Raw genomic sequence first — 1,101 nt, forward strand, 5'->3', positions numbered from 1 at the left:
GCTTCGGGGCCGATGATTTTCCAGGGCAGGCCCTGCTCGGCGCTCCGGGCCAGGAAGTGGCGCACCAGTTCGGAGATGTCTTCGGTCCGCTCGCGCAAGGGCGGCAGGCGGATGGGAACCACGTTGAGCCGGAAATAGAGATCCTCGCGGAAAAGTCCGTGGCGGATCAACTGGCGCAGGTCGCGATGGGTGGCAGCCACGATGCGCACGTTGGCCTTGAGCGGCACGCGTCCGCCCACGGTGGTATATTCGCCTTCCTGAAGGACGCGCAGCAGGCGGGTCTGGGCCTCGGGCGGCATGTCGCCGATCTCGTCGAGGAACAGGGTGCCGCCCTCCGCCTGCTCGAAGCGTCCGGCGGCGCGGGAAGTGGCACCGGTGAAGGAGCCTTTCTCGTGGCCGAACAACTCGCTTTCGATCAGTTCGCGCGGGATGGCGGCCATGTTGACCGCGACGAAGGGCCCGTTGCGGCGCTTGCCGTAGTCGTGCAGCGCGCGGGCCACCAGTTCCTTGCCGGTGCCCGACTCGCCGACGATCATCACGGTCAAATCGGTGTTCATCAGCCGCGCCAGGGTACGGTATATCTCCTGCATGGCTGGCGAACGGCCAATCAGCGGCAGCTTTTCTTCCGGCGACCGGACTTCCGTGGCTGCGCCTTCCCCTGCTCCCTTCGGGGCTTCCAGGGCGCGACGCACCACGGCCACGAGTTCCCCCAGGTCGAAGGGCTTGGGTAGATACTCGAAGGCGCCCCGCTCGGTGGCCTTGACCGCGGTGAGCAGGGTGCTTTGGGCGCTCATCACGATGATTCGCAATTCGGGGCGTAGCTTGCGGATGCGCGGCACCAAGTCGAGGCCGTTCTCGTCGGGCATCACCACGTCGGTGATGACCAGATCTCCCTGCCCTTCGCTCACCCACTGCCAGAGGGTGGACGCCGTGCCGGTAGTCCGCACGTCGAATCCGGCCCGGCCCAAAGCCTGCGTCAGCACGGTCCGGATGGCGGCATCGTCGTCGGCGATCAGGATGGTGGGGGATGGAGTGGCCATGTCATTCGTGATCCATCATGGGCAGCATGACCCGGAAAACCGTCCGGCGCGGTTGGCTATC

Annotated in this window: 1 protein-coding gene; it reads right to left on the minus strand. The window is 66.2% G+C overall.

Annotated features, from left to right (window positions below; translation table 11 throughout):
• A partial coding sequence (gene ntrC / locus H7841_18635) for a nitrogen regulation protein NR(I) (GenBank protein ID MEO5338875.1) occupies positions 1-1,040 on the minus strand: 1,040 nt, incomplete at its 3' end.
• Between the last annotated feature and the right edge of the window lie 61 nt (positions 1,041-1,101).

The organism is Magnetospirillum sp. WYHS-4 (assembly GCA_039908345.1).
GTDB lineage: Bacteria > Pseudomonadota > Alphaproteobacteria > Rhodospirillales > GLO-3 > JAMOBD01.